This window comes from Cohaesibacter marisflavi (assembly GCF_900115225.1).
Taxonomy (GTDB): Bacteria; Pseudomonadota; Alphaproteobacteria; order Rhizobiales; family Cohaesibacteraceae; genus Cohaesibacter; species Cohaesibacter marisflavi.
On sequence record NZ_FOVR01000023.1, the window covers coordinates 1 to 11705 of the forward strand.

The following is an 11705-nucleotide window of genomic DNA, read 5'->3' on the forward strand; positions in this document are numbered from 1 at the left end:
GATCGCTAATGGACGCTATCTGGGCAAGAGCGCCACAGCAGCCAACGCTTCAAAGCTTGGTGGCCATTTGCCAAGCTATTTTGCAACGGCAACTAGCCTCGATGACTACTACAACAAATCCACCTCAGATAACCGGTATCTGCGCAAGGGAGCAAAGGCCGCAGACAGTGACAAGCTGGACGGGAAGCACGCAAGCGCGTTTGCTCTAAAGACAGACCTCAACGACATTGCTCCTCCCATGTACACAGGGAACGACGGAACCAATGTTGATTATCCCATCGGTACCCTTTTGTGTTGCAGCCCCTATGGGACTAACGGCCCCGTATATTTGCCATCGCCCAATCACGCGACGCCGGTTTATGCTGACGCGGCAGGAAGTAGCCTCATAGTTTACACGCGTGGAGGAGGGAGCTCCAGTTGGCTGATGCTGACAGGAACATGGGTATGTCGAGGCCGAACAGGTCCCATCGGTGACTTCACCGGGGCGCTCATGCAGAGGATTTCATGATGATTGCAGCAAAGCTACTAGAAATTCACGGGCTCAAATATGCATCTGATGGCAAAGCTATAATTGCCGATACCACTCAGGATTTCGGAGCAGGCCAGATCAGATGTGACTTCGTGTATCGGGACGGATCGCAGCAAACCAGCCCGGTCTATGACGCGGTGCGAGACTTTATCGCTTCAGGCGTCATGGAGATTGACCCGCCGACACCTTCAGAGATTATCGAAGAGGAATTGTTCCCTCTTACCCCCCGACAGCTCCGACTGGTCTTGAGCCGCAATGACTATCTGGTCCTGGTCGAACCTGCTCTTGAGGCTATCGAAGACCAGCAAGCCCGAGAGGAAGCACTCATAGAGTGGGGCTATGCCACGCAATATGACCCGGGCAACCCTCTGATCGAACAGCTGAGGCTCGCCCTGGGCATCTCTGAAGGTGAGATGGGCGCCATGTGGCGAACCGCACAGGCGCTATAGAAGCCCTACGCAGCCTAAACACCCAAATTTGACCCGTCAGTCATTGGGCTCAAGACGCAAGTCGATAGATCCCGAAACGCGTTTGGAGAGAGAGAATGCGCAAACTCAATGAACTGATCTGGCATTGCACAGCCACCCCCGAAGGGCGAGAAGTTTCTGTTGCTGAGATTGACCGCTGGCACCGCCAGCGCGGCTGGAACGGAATCGGCTATCACAAGGTGATCCATCTCGATGGCTCTGTATCTGATGGCCGCCCAATCGCAACCATGGGCGCTCATGTCAAAGGGCATAATCGCGGCACCATCGGCTATGTCTATGTTGGAGGCCTGGACAAAAGCGGCAACCCCAAGGACACGCGCACCGACGCCCAGAAGGCAACCATGATCCGGCTCTCTCAAGAAGCCGTGCGTGACTATGGCATCCGTAAGATCTCTGGCCACAGGGATTATGCCGCCAAAGCTTGCCCGTGTTTTGACGCAACAGGTGAATATCACTGGATTGCCAGCGGCATGCCATCCAAAGATCCGGCCCGCCTCATCAAGTCGCGCACGGTAGCGGGAACGACTGTAGCAGCCGCAGCCGGAGCAGGGGCCACAGTAGAAGCTGCTCAGGATGCAATTGCGGGTGTGCAAAACGGTCTTCAGACCCTTTCGGTTGGCGGAGCCATTCCCATCATTATTGGTCTTCTGGTGGTCTCTGGGGCGCTTCTGGCGCTCTATGCCCGTTGGGATGATGCGGGACGGCCAAGCCTGAAGGAAATGGTCTCTTGATCCAGTTGATTTCCTGGCTGGCTGGTTCAAAGGCAGGACGGTGGATTTCCACTGCGCTGCTGATCATTGCATCCTTATTGCTTTTAGCATGGCGCATATACGCCAGCGGTAAGGAAGCGCAAAAGGCCAAGCACACACAAGAGGCCCTCAAGCGCCTTAGGGAAAGGATTAAAAGCGATGAGGCTATTGCTCGCATGTCTGCTGCTGAACGTCGTCGCCGCCTGTCAGACGACTGGGGATCCTGATTGTGGTGGCCTAAGCCCCATTATTCCCCACAAGCAAAATATCGCCAGTCTCCCGGACGATCTCGTGAGACAGATTTTGGCGAACAATGAGACCGGAAGAAAGAATTGCGGCTGGAAGCGAAACGATGAAAGAAAATGAATATGAGGGTTGGCGGATAGATCGCCGCATACCCGTTCCAACTCTGATGGTTTTGTTCGTCTACTCTCTCGGAATCGTCTGGTGGGCAGCAACGACAGAAGGCCGGATCGGAAAGCTAGAAGCAGACTTCAAGAGGCAGTCTTCGCAGTCTCAAACCATAAGCTCGCAGGACCGGCGAGTGACAATCCTTGAGACCAAAATCGACAATCTTTCACAGGACATCAGAGATTTGAAGAATCTCATTGAAAAGCGCTATTCAACTCCGTAAAAGAAGGCCTCAAAAGTGAAATGTCTCATATGAGACGTGAGACGGTCTTTTTCGGGTCTCACAGCAAGTTTCGGAAGAGGCAAAAAGCGAATAAAGTCAACAAGATGGCCCCTTAGCTCAGTTGGATAGAGCAGCTGACTTCTAATCATTACAATAAGTAAATAATATCAATAGCTTATAAGAATTACCGTGAGACTTTGCATGCAATCAATGGAAAAGTCTCACGGCTTGCGGGTTTCAATGCGTTAGTTCCTGTCGATCGGATAACTCGTCAACCATATCTTCCAGAGAAGCGTGGAGCGCGTGATAGGCAGATGGCATTTTTCGGCAGGATCCCGGAAACGTATCCAAGATAGTGAGCGCCTTGATCATTCCTTGCATTGCAATGACAATTGTATGGGACGTTTGTGTCTTCATTATTCCGCTCTTTTTCAACGTTATTGATTGTAAACTTATTGAAATACAATTTTAAGAAAAATGTAAATGAAAGACCGTTCCTCTGGTAACTGTCCGGTTTCAAAAAATTGTCAAGTTTTACAAATGCTTAAGTTGTCACAATCCCCCATTCGCCTCCAAATATGTCATGAGTTTTTTCGTTGCCTCGTTTGCCTGGTCTGGTGTTCTGGCGAGATAATGCTTAAGGATCTTATGAATGTTCTCGATGCTGTGGCCAGTCACGGCGGCGATCTGGGGCAGGGTACATCCAGCGCTTGCCAGCCAGGTAACGGCCGTGTCGCGTAGATCTTGATCCCTAAAGCCTTCAAGGCTTGGCATGCGCTTGGTAGCCTCATTGCAGATCGATCGAAACGTTTTGCGATATTTGTCGCCATCCTCACCCCATGGGGCGCCTTTATCCTCATTGATCAAGAGAAAGGCATGCTGTTTGGCAAAGCGCTTGCGTCGTTCCTTGGCAGCCTTCATGCGGGCCAGCAGAGATGGGATAGCGGGCACTTCAACAATCGCCCCTGTCTTGGACTGTTTGAACAGAAGGTTGCTGCCATGATCTTCCTGCAGCTGAAACAGGAGGCGGTCATTCTGGCGCTGGGCGGTGCATAGACCGAGCATGATTGCATCGCCGATATCAGGCCGACCCATTCTATCGGCAGTCGCAATCAGATGTTTCATTTCTTCGATGGTGCCGACGCGCAGTCTGGGCGGTGGCGTGGTCACGCGAAGCTTTTCCCATGGATTGCGGACAATTATCTCTTTTTCGAGCAGAGCCCATGCGAATGCGGGGCGAATAGTGCTGACAAGCGCTTTGGAATAGGACACGCCTTTTTCTTCTTTCAGCTTCTTGTAAATCCCATAGGCCATCGCCTTACTGATGGCTGCAGCTGACAAGGTCCAGAGCTCTTCATCAAACTGGCGGATTGCCTCAATGTTATCGCCATACCATTTGAGTGTTCGCCTGGTTGGCTTGCCGGTCAGTTTTCCTTCCGCTGTCCTATCTCGATGCCAACCCACCAGCAGCTCGCCAAAGGTAATATAACCGGGGCGGGCATAGCTCTTTGCTGGCTTCCTCTTTCGTGGCTGTTTCAGCTTCTCTTGTTGGCGGCGCAAATCGAGATCTTTTGAGAAGCTATTGGACCAGGCAATGGTGTCATTGAGATCATACCAGCGTCCGTCCGGGTGCTTCAGATCCTCACCCTTATAGCCAAGTGCGCGCACAGTCCTGCCCGGGACAAAGCGGGGGCGCCCATCGCGCCAAACAACATGAGGGATCTTGATGGTTACTTTTGCCATGATGTCACCTTTGAGCCGATCGGGCGGCAAATCTGCGTGACATTTCCCTTAATTCTGCGGACAGAAAGAAGGGGCAAGCCGTAAGGCTCGCCCCTTAGGTGTTGCCCGAGGTTGCTTTTACAGGCAATATAGAAGGGCGATGTCACATCGCTTGATTGAGAGCTGGCTGTAGCAATGGTTTGGTCGCTGATGCTACAGACAGCTTTTTCATTCTGCGGGGACCGTTTCGGGGCTATTGCCCTTAACAATCGTCCGTGCCAGATCGGCGATAATTTTTCGCTGTTCTTTTGATGCGTGATAGAAGGTGCGCAGAAGGCGACTTCCAGGTTCGGTCTGGAAGGCGGTTTCCAAGCCATTGTCGTTTTTGGTTTTTGCCTCGATGTCTTCAAAGAACCAGTTGATCGGCTTGCCAAGAATGCGAGCGATGAGGACAAGTCTTCCCGCGCTGATCCTGTTGGTGCCTTTCTCATATTTCTGGATCTGCTGGAAGGTAATCCCGAGTTCATCAGCAAGAACTGTCTGGCTCATACTCACCATGGACCGAGCCATGCGCACGCGGGAACCGACATAAATATCATATTCGTGAGGTGACTTTTTCATTTCAAATGTTCCTTTCTTGGTAGTCCGGCGTCCAGATGGAGGCTGCCGAAGGTGGTTTTGATTGCCTGACGGAAGATATCGTCAAGGCTTACAAATGAGGTTGCGCCGCTGGGGTGCTTCAGTTCAAAGCCGGATCCATCGATCGCCAGAAAAGCGCGGATTGGGCCCGTCTCTTCATCCTTGAAGCTGCGAAAGAATTGCAGGGTGGGTTTTTCAGTGCGATCGTCATCGAGGAGATCGGGAAAGAAGAGGACCGGCACTTCTGCGTTGAAGGTGACTTTCATGCCGCGCTCCCGCCATATCTAGCGGCGAGATCGGCCGGCACATCAGGGATGGACAGTTCTTCCTCTTCGGTCTCGTTGGGTTCGCCTATGAGGATCCTGTGCATCAGATCGGGATTGCCGTTGGCCTTGATCCAGGCGACCACAGCAGGCTTGGACCATTTGGATAGACCGGGCAGTCTTTTGGGGAAATCATGTTCTTCCAGCCTTGCTTGCGCACGACTGAAACCACTCTCCGTCATGCCCAGCAATGAGACCAGCTGCTGACGCGAAAGTGTCATGGAATGGGTTTGAAATAGGGTCATAGTCATCAATCCGGTGGTGAATGATGACTATTTTGTTACATATATTGTGACTTATCGTCAACTAAAAATCACACAATATGTGACTAATAGTAATCTTCAATGTCAATGATCGGCAAGTCAGCACCCATGGATGAACACTCACGATTAAAATATTCTGTTGAAGTATTTATTCCCCAGAGCTCGTTTTCAATATCGTTGAGCATACCTGCTCGAGCGATGGAAACACTCCTATTAGTATAAGTTGCCCCATTAAGAGCTTTGGCGTCGATCTCAAGATTGGAGCCTTTCAGCGCTTTCATCTTTTCGATAGGGGGTATTGCTTTATTTGAGAGAAATGCATCTAACGCCTTAATTCGCTGAAGCTCGGATATTATGCTGTCCAGTTTCTGGGAGTGGCTAACAAGATCATCATTGCAGCGTCTATTTTTTACATCGACAATCCGTTGATTTACGAGAAATGCACCAGTACCCAGAACTAAAAAACCAAGCACTAAAGCTACTCTTTTTCGCAATCTAGCTCTCCAACATTTCGATAAATTTTTTGATTTTCAAAACTGTTGAGTCATCCGAACTTCGCAAGATAGACACAACATCATCTATCGTTGCGGAGTTTTGAGGCGAATAAGCGAGAAGCTGATAAGGCTCGCAACTTAAAGCCTCAGCACAAGCTTCTAGAAATGGCTGGTTATATGGCGTTAGGCCGCTTTCCATACGAGAAACGGTCTGCTTGGTGCTATCAATTGCTTCTGCCAGCTGCTCCTGGGTCATGCCCCGATGTTTGCGCCATTCGCGCAAATACCATCGCTGAAGTTCTCCTGCCGACTTACCGTATCTTTTGGTCATGTCACTAATTATGCAACTTTGTGCGCGTGCAGTCGTTGTGCGTAAATGTGACTTCACATCTTGACCAAAGTCACAATATGTGTGACTTTTTCTCATCATGGCAAATCACCCTATCAAAGATTGGCGCTTATCGCGCGGGCTAACACAAACCGAACTGGGAGATGCGATTGGCGTCACCAAAGCAGCGGTAAGTCGATACGAACAGGGCATCGCCCCCAGTTGGGCGGTGCAGGTTGAAATCTTTGAATTCACCGAAGGCGCTGTCACTCCCAATGACTGGCTCCCTAGAAGGGAGATAGCCTTATGAAGTATCCGCAATTCATCAAGCGCAGATCCACGCCCGAAGCCACGCTGCTTTGTGCGCATGACGCAATCCTCCGGGATCGGCTAGCGGACTTCCTCAGGGACCAACACCCCAGCAATACGGCCAAGGAAGTGGGGCGCAAGGCACATCTGCCGCCACGCACAGTGGAACGCTGGCTGGCTGGCCTTTCTGCTCCACGTCTGGAGCATTTCATTAAGCTGCTTAAGGCCTATGGGCCTGCGCTTTTGAAAGCGGCCATGGATGACAACAGCGTCAGCGCCATGAAGCAAAGCGGCTTTGACTGGGTCGATCGTCTTCGGACGGCTGAAGACCAGGCTAAGGCAGAGGCGGACCTCGACCGCGTGGAAAAAGCACTCAAGGCATTGCGAGCTTCTCGGCCCAGTAACGGGCGGGAGGATTGATCATGCGGCGCGGGGGACGAAGCGGGGAGAGAGCCGCAAATATTCGGAAAATCAAAAAGACCGGTCTTTTGTCAACCGAGAGTGCACGGGGTGCGCCTTTTGATGTGTTTGTGCACAGGATGGCTAAAATTTCTTCAGCCTGTGCGGAAAATGGCTTTTCGATCGCGTCGATCTGCGAGTTGGCCGGTGTGCGAGATAGACAATGGCGGCGCTGGCAATCTGGGCAAGCTATGCCGCGACCATCGAGCCTCAGGCGGATGGAACGGGCAATCGCTAGAAGAATTCAAGAACAAAAGCGCAATGAACTTTATGAAGGGGCGCTTTCAACCACCGCATACCGCATGTTGCTTGCCAGACTGGCCGATGCTGCAGGGCTGAATGTTGCTCTGGCGCTTGCCGACAATCCGCAAGATCAGGACAAACAGAGCCCGACGCGCGCGGCCGCAAGCCTTTGTCGCCAACGGGCGCTCTATCTCATCGTGACCGAACTCAATGTGCCGCTAGTTATGGCGGCCGGATTCGCTGGAATTTCTAAACAAGCTGTTTCAAAGAGCCTTCGCCAGATCGAAGAGAGCAGGGACGATCCGGACGTGGATCATCTGCTCGATCAAATGGCGGGGCTCATTCATGACAAAACAGGAGTGTGATCATGAGCAATACGGGCGGAGTGGCTGCAGACCAGCTGCGAGCATTTGTTGAGCGTATCGAGCGCCTTGAGGAAGAGAAGAAAGCCCTCTCTGACGACATCAAGGATGTCTATGCCGAAGCAAAGGGCAATGGCTATGACGTCAAAGTCATGCGCCAAGTAGTGCAGATGCGCAAGCAGGACAGCAATGTAAGGCAGGAAATGGAAGCTTTACTCGATCTTTATCTGCATGCCATGGGCATGGCTTCAGGAGTTTGGTGATGTTTGGCTGGCGGGCAAAGGTGGAAGCTGCTGAGGAGCGGTACAAACGTTCGATCTTAATGAAAAAGCTCGCTGACCTAAAAGAGCTTGAAGACTTACGTGATCGGTTCGCCGAGAAGGTCATCCAAGGCTTTTCAGGCATCGGATTAGGGAACGTTGCGTTACGCGAAAGCTCTGAAGACATTGCAAAAGCGGCCTATGCCATCGCCGACGCCATGATTGAAGCCAGAAAAAGCAAAGCAGGATGTGATGGATAAGCATCGGGTGCTCAAAGACGATCTATGGATCGCCTTCAATTTCATTTCATCGCTCATTTATTTGTGTCTGGCAGCTACCGGCGCGCTCTGGTGGCTGGGATTTTTAGGAGGTTCCTGTGGCTAAAAAGCTCGATCTGGACAAGATTTTTACCCTCATTCCGCGCATGGAGGAAAGCCTCAAACGCTACGATCTGATTTTGGAAACCGCAGATCCGCTCAAATATGACCAATGGCAAAAGACCCGCCAACGGGCGGAAGATCGCCTGATGGAATTGGTCACGCTGATGGGCGGCAAAGTAAGCGAGCGCCCCGCGATTGATCATGCCGTGGTGCTCGGAGGGCTTCGGGCTTCTTCAACTGGAGGCCTTTCTGCTGCCTGTTCCAACTGGATCCAGTCAGCCAAGCGCAAGACAGAGGTTGTTCATGGCTAAAACATTCGAGCCATCATGGGCATTGGGCAAGTCTTTGCTTGGTATGAGACTGATTGTGTCGGAAGACGCAGTCGATGGATCAAAGATCATTGGCAGAAGGTTCAAACCATCTCCTCATCGTTCCAAACGCATTCACAAAAAACTCTGCAAGAGCTTCGGCGGTGAGTTCATTTATGCGCCAGCTATCTACATGCATAGACCTTCCGAAACGATCTTCATCCATCCCACAATGGAGCGGGAACTGAAACGCGCCCTAGCAGAGCAGGCTGAACATAGCATCTTCGACATGATGAGAGTGGGGCGGGAAAATGGCTAGTCGACTGCAAGAGGTCAAAGCTGCACTTCAAGATGACGTGATGCGGCTGGTTAAGGAGCTGGTTCCGGACGGCAAGGCTACCGGCAACAATTACACAGCGAAAAGCCCGGTGCGCCATGATCGCCGGGCAGGGAGCTTTGTTGTCTGGATTGGCGGCAACGCCAAGGGCTGTTTCAAGGACTATGCGGATGATGACGTCAAGGGCGACATCTTTGGTCTGATCTGCCTTTGCAAGGGCCTCGACAAGAAAGAGGCCTTGGCATGGGCGGAAGATTGGCTCGGATGGAAGACCATGAGCAAGGCCGACAAGGCCAAGTTCATGCGGGACGTGAAAAAACGGGAGGCCCGCCAGAAAGAAGAAGATCTGGCGTTCCAGCGGCGGATGGTGGACAGGGCACGGCGCACCTGGTCCACCACCGTGCCAATCCTCGGGACGGTGGGCGAAGAGTATTTCCGGTTTCGTGGCGTGCCGCTCGATCAGATCACAAACTGCAATGAATTCTGCCGGTTCATTCCCCAGTGCGAATATTGGTATGAGGCCGACTATGTCTATGAAGACGGGAAGCGGCGCAAGGTCAAGCCGGGGCGCAAGTTTCCCGCCATCGTTTCTGCCATGCGCGACATCGATGGGCAGTTGCAGTCGCTGCATTACACGTTTCTTGCACTGGATGGGCGTGGCAAAGCCCCAGTCGAAGACCCGAGCAAAGCAAAACTGATGTATCCGCGCACCACGGGAGCGGCCATTTGGCTAACCCGCGGCAAGGGCAATATGGGTGCAAAGACCATGGCTAAAAAGGGTCTGGTTTGCCCTGTGATCGTTGGGGAAGGCATCGAGGACGGATTGTCGGCCGCGCTGGCTGTGCCTGAGGCGCGTGTGCTGGCGGCGGGATCGCTGCCAAACCTGCTGCACCTGCCGCTCCATAAGTGTTTCGGCTCGGTACTGCTGCTCAAAGATAACGACTGGAACAAGCCTCAGGCGCAGGATCTATTCAATAGAGCTATGGATCGCATCAAGCGTCACGGCTTGCCGGTAGCGGCTGTCAGCTCATCTTCGGGCAAAGATTTCAATGATTTGTTGAGGGGGGAATGATGCTAATCAAAGGAATCCGTACCAAATTTATCAAGTGCGATATTATATCTTTTTTCCCAAGCTTCTGTCTTCATCAGAATGTCTGCCCCTTGGCAATCAGACACCAATTCAAAGTGTCCGGGGCCATCACTGCGCGATTCCACACCCGCTTTCTTAGCGCTCCAGTCCATACCGCTTTGACTTTGAAGGTCAGCGATGAAAGTGCCGATTTCATCGCTAATTTTATAAACATCTACAGCAACGCTCCGGTGCAAAGAAGACATTGCATAACTAACAAGGCGAAGATCAATCCTAACCTTTTGCAGTTGCATTGTAAGCGTCAGGACCTCTTCTTTCGAGAACTCCGGACCATCTTCAGTGAAGCTACCTGGTGGAGCAGCTATTTCGAAATTTCTAAATTCGCTAGCAGATTTGATTACCTCCGACATTCGCAAAAGCTTATTGTCTCTAGAATCAGAGCGAAGCAACTCCAGCTGCCTGTAAACTGCTTGTCCAGCCCAGATTACTGCAAACACAGAAACAGCACTGATGATGATACCGACTATTTCTATGGGGGCACCATAAGAAACAGTACTCTTAAGAGCTGGCATCAGGACCAAAAAGCCAAAAAAAATCACGCCCATTACGAACGAACCAATAAGAGCTCCTCCAAACGCGGCCCAAAGCAAATCAGCTTTTCTGTTTCCATTTTTCATACAACCAAGCCTAGCAGCTTCCTTCCTGCTCGCCAATTGGGGAGGGCAGCATGATGCCCAGAAACCTGTTTCAGGAAGCGCTTGCCAGCGCCAAGGCCAGAGGCTGTTCACCCGACAAATGGGTGGTGAATAGCCATGTCGTGACCGCTTTGGTCGAGAACCGGCGCAATTCCTCCGTCAATTACATCGATGTCGTCAACATCAAGGAGCAGACCATGGAGATCCTCGGTTTGCCGGTGCGGATGAGCACGAAAATAGATCCGATGGTGGTGATGCTGGCAGAAGGCAAACGCGGCCTTTCCAGCTTCACCATTCCCCTTGTACTCGATCTGACCGAACTCGGCCCCATCGGGTGAAAAGCTCAGAACCGGCCCGTCGCAACTTCAAGGAAACGATCATGCTAGATGAAACAAAAACCATTCTTGATATCGACACCACCAAGGTGGCGCTGGCAGTTGGCCATGTGGCTGCTCTGGCGCTGGTGGCGCAATTGCGCGACGGGGATCCAGATGAGCTATCGCTCTATTATCGCATGTTTGAGCCACTGGAAGAGGGCAGAGAAGGGGAAGAGGATCTCTCGATGCTGGCGCAATATGTCTGTGATCGGCCGACCGATGTTTATGGCGAACAGCTTTATCGCAAGGCTGCTGAACTGGCCCTGCACAATGCTCCGGCCAACGGCTATGACGATCAGCCTTTTGTTGTGCGCGAGGCCTATCGCCTGTTCGCCAAATCCGCTCGTCTGGTTGCCGTTGATCTGACGGTTTCCAAACGCCAGACGCAGGAACGACTGGCAAAGGAAAAGCACAAGCGCAAGCCAATTGCACCGGAAGACCAGACCTATGCTCCGGATGAACCGGCCGATGCACAGGATCCGGTGATGCTAGCAGCCCAGAAGGCCATGCGGGAAATGCCGAAGATCAAGGCACCGGTCGGCGAGGGAACCGAGGACGAAGAACTCGCTGCCCCTGACCCTCAATCAGAGCCAGAGCCTGTCCTCTCGATCGGCGAACGGCCTGTTGCGCATCAAGGCAAGCCGCAACGCGGCGGCGCCCGGAACAGCAAGTAATTTGTAAGACCAAGGGGCGGCGGTCTGCCGCCCACATTTTCA

22 protein-coding genes are annotated in these 11705 nt (G+C 52.2%); 15 read left to right on the plus strand and 7 right to left on the minus strand.

Annotated features, from left to right (window positions below):
• From BM258_RS24580 to BM258_RS23015, 5 genes are all read left to right on the plus strand, one after another.
• Nucleotides 1–508 (plus strand): hypothetical protein (locus BM258_RS24580; protein WP_175528226.1); only part of this gene is annotated, 508 nt, incomplete at its 5' end.
• A complete protein-coding gene (locus BM258_RS23000) occupies nucleotides 505–978 on the plus strand; it encodes a hypothetical protein (RefSeq protein WP_090075587.1) in 474 nt (157 codons plus the stop codon). The genes BM258_RS24580 and BM258_RS23000, both read left to right, overlap by 4 nt.
• A 95-nt stretch (nucleotides 979–1073) precedes the next feature.
• Complete coding sequence (locus tag BM258_RS23005; RefSeq protein WP_090075588.1) at nucleotides 1074–1748, plus strand: N-acetylmuramoyl-L-alanine amidase; 675 nt, start codon at nucleotides 1074–1076, stop codon at nucleotides 1746–1748.
• Entirely contained in the window at nucleotides 1745–1993 is a 249-nt protein-coding gene (locus BM258_RS24585) for a hypothetical protein (RefSeq protein ID WP_090075589.1), read from the plus strand. Before BM258_RS23005 ends, BM258_RS24585 begins: the two co-directional genes overlap by 4 nt.
• Before the next feature lie 125 nt (nucleotides 1994–2118).
• Complete coding sequence (locus BM258_RS23015; protein ID WP_139229365.1) at nucleotides 2119–2400, plus strand: hypothetical protein; 282 nt, start codon at nucleotides 2119–2121, stop codon at nucleotides 2398–2400.
• Between the two features lie 552 nt (nucleotides 2401–2952).
• Here BM258_RS23015 and BM258_RS23025 read toward each other — a convergent pair.
• The 6 genes from BM258_RS23025 to BM258_RS23050 all read right to left on the minus strand — a co-directional run bounded on the left by BM258_RS23025 (nucleotide 2953) and on the right by BM258_RS23050 (nucleotide 6271).
• Nucleotides 2953–4143: a tyrosine-type recombinase/integrase gene (locus tag BM258_RS23025; RefSeq protein ID WP_090075592.1), complete on the minus strand. Its 1191-nt coding sequence runs from the start codon at nucleotides 4141–4143 to the stop codon at nucleotides 2953–2955.
• A 207-nt stretch (nucleotides 4144–4350) separates the two neighbouring features.
• Complete coding sequence (locus BM258_RS23030; RefSeq protein ID WP_090075593.1) at nucleotides 4351–4743, minus strand: helix-turn-helix domain-containing protein; 393 nt, start codon at nucleotides 4741–4743, stop codon at nucleotides 4351–4353.
• Complete coding sequence (locus tag BM258_RS23035; protein ID WP_090075594.1) at nucleotides 4740–5027, minus strand: hypothetical protein; 288 nt, start codon at nucleotides 5025–5027, stop codon at nucleotides 4740–4742. The genes BM258_RS23030 and BM258_RS23035 overlap by 4 nt, the downstream gene beginning before the upstream one ends.
• Nucleotides 5024–5329 carry a hypothetical protein gene (locus tag BM258_RS23040; RefSeq protein ID WP_090075595.1) on the minus strand — a complete coding sequence of 102 codons (306 nt, stop codon included), beginning with the start codon at nucleotides 5327–5329 and terminating at the stop codon, nucleotides 5024–5026. The genes BM258_RS23035 and BM258_RS23040 overlap by 4 nt, the downstream gene beginning before the upstream one ends.
• Before the next feature lie 83 nt (nucleotides 5330–5412).
• A complete protein-coding gene (locus BM258_RS23045; RefSeq protein ID WP_090075596.1) occupies nucleotides 5413–5841 on the minus strand; it encodes a hypothetical protein in 429 nt (142 codons plus the stop codon).
• A gap of 1 nt (nucleotide 5842) precedes the next feature.
• Nucleotides 5843–6271 carry a helix-turn-helix domain-containing protein gene (locus BM258_RS23050; protein ID WP_090075597.1) on the minus strand — a complete coding sequence of 143 codons (429 nt, stop codon included), beginning with the start codon at nucleotides 6269–6271 and terminating at the stop codon, nucleotides 5843–5845.
• Between BM258_RS23050 and BM258_RS25150 the strand changes: the two genes are divergently transcribed.
• From BM258_RS25150 to BM258_RS23090, 8 genes are all read left to right on the plus strand, one after another.
• On the plus strand, nucleotides 6270–6479 hold the full coding sequence (locus BM258_RS25150) for a helix-turn-helix domain-containing protein (RefSeq protein WP_090075598.1): 210 nt from the start codon (nucleotides 6270–6272) through the stop codon (nucleotides 6477–6479). The two genes, BM258_RS23050 and BM258_RS25150, sit on opposite strands and share 2 nt — an antisense overlap.
• Complete coding sequence (locus tag BM258_RS23060) at nucleotides 6476–6898, plus strand: helix-turn-helix domain-containing protein (protein WP_090075599.1); 423 nt, start codon at nucleotides 6476–6478, stop codon at nucleotides 6896–6898. Before BM258_RS25150 ends, BM258_RS23060 begins: the two co-directional genes overlap by 4 nt.
• A gap of 119 nt (nucleotides 6899–7017) precedes the next feature.
• Nucleotides 7018–7545 carry a hypothetical protein gene (locus BM258_RS23065; RefSeq protein ID WP_210186865.1) on the plus strand — a complete coding sequence of 176 codons (528 nt, stop codon included), beginning with the start codon at nucleotides 7018–7020 and terminating at the stop codon, nucleotides 7543–7545.
• Nucleotides 7546–7547: 2 nt separating this feature from the next.
• Nucleotides 7548–7805 carry a DUF2312 domain-containing protein gene (locus BM258_RS23070; RefSeq protein ID WP_090075601.1) on the plus strand — a complete coding sequence of 86 codons (258 nt, stop codon included), beginning with the start codon at nucleotides 7548–7550 and terminating at the stop codon, nucleotides 7803–7805.
• A complete protein-coding gene (locus BM258_RS23075; protein WP_090075602.1) occupies nucleotides 7805–8062 on the plus strand; it encodes a hypothetical protein in 258 nt (85 codons plus the stop codon). Before BM258_RS23070 ends, BM258_RS23075 begins: the two co-directional genes overlap by 1 nt.
• Before the next feature lie 116 nt (nucleotides 8063–8178).
• Complete coding sequence (locus BM258_RS23080; RefSeq protein WP_090075603.1) at nucleotides 8179–8493, plus strand: hypothetical protein; 315 nt, start codon at nucleotides 8179–8181, stop codon at nucleotides 8491–8493.
• Entirely contained in the window at nucleotides 8486–8809 is a 324-nt protein-coding gene (locus BM258_RS23085) for a hypothetical protein (protein ID WP_090075604.1), read from the plus strand. The genes BM258_RS23080 and BM258_RS23085 overlap by 8 nt, the downstream gene beginning before the upstream one ends.
• Nucleotides 8802–9899 (plus strand): DUF7146 domain-containing protein, encoded by a 1098-nt coding sequence (locus BM258_RS23090; RefSeq protein ID WP_090075605.1) that lies wholly within the window; start codon nucleotides 8802–8804, stop codon nucleotides 9897–9899. Before BM258_RS23085 ends, BM258_RS23090 begins: the two co-directional genes overlap by 8 nt.
• Nucleotides 9900–9901: 2 nt before the next feature.
• Here the strand turns inward: BM258_RS23090 and BM258_RS23095 are convergent, their stop codons facing one another.
• Nucleotides 9902–10594 (minus strand): hypothetical protein, encoded by a 693-nt coding sequence (locus tag BM258_RS23095; RefSeq protein WP_090075606.1) that lies wholly within the window; start codon nucleotides 10592–10594, stop codon nucleotides 9902–9904.
• Nucleotides 10595–10644: 50 nt separating this feature from the next.
• Between BM258_RS23095 and BM258_RS23100 the strand changes: the two genes are divergently transcribed.
• Together BM258_RS23100 and BM258_RS23105 are read left to right on the plus strand one after the other, a co-directional pair.
• On the plus strand, nucleotides 10645–10950 hold the full coding sequence (locus BM258_RS23100) for a hypothetical protein (protein ID WP_090075607.1): 306 nt from the start codon (nucleotides 10645–10647) through the stop codon (nucleotides 10948–10950).
• Between the two features lie 41 nt (nucleotides 10951–10991).
• Nucleotides 10992–11663 (plus strand): hypothetical protein, encoded by a 672-nt coding sequence (locus BM258_RS23105; protein WP_139229367.1) that lies wholly within the window; start codon nucleotides 10992–10994, stop codon nucleotides 11661–11663.
• Nucleotides 11664–11705: the final 42 nt, after the last annotated feature.